Source organism: Gilvimarinus sp. 1_MG-2023 (assembly GCF_030548285.1).
Window position 1 is genome coordinate 1 of sequence record NZ_JAUOSC010000601.1, and the last position, 318, is coordinate 318.

General features: G+C 34.9%; 1 protein-coding gene. It reads right to left on the bottom strand.

Going from position 1 to position 318, the window contains the following annotated elements; translation table 11 throughout:
• The coding region (locus Q4563_RS18265; protein WP_303605516.1) for a hypothetical protein at positions 1–206 on the bottom strand (206 nt) is incomplete at its 3' end.
• Between the last annotated feature and the right edge of the window lie 112 nt (positions 207–318).

Sequence of the window (318 nt, forward strand, 5' to 3'; positions counted from 1 at the left end):
TGTATCCAATGGCCTTGCTCTATTCCATCAATACAACCATTAGCGACAGCAACAGATATACGCATAGTTGAACAGCCATTTTTAGGTATAAAACTATAAATAGCATTAGCATGAAACAACGTCATTGCATGTTGCATCGCAAACTGGTGTTGATCATTTTTCGGCAGGGATAGCTGACTTCCAGATGAGTATTTAAACAATGACATAATAATCCTGATTCTGGTTCGAGTAATTTATTTTAATATAAAATCACAAGAATTTACATAATACATTCCTGATAATCAAGCCATCTTTTTTACAATAGAGCCAGCCGAACGA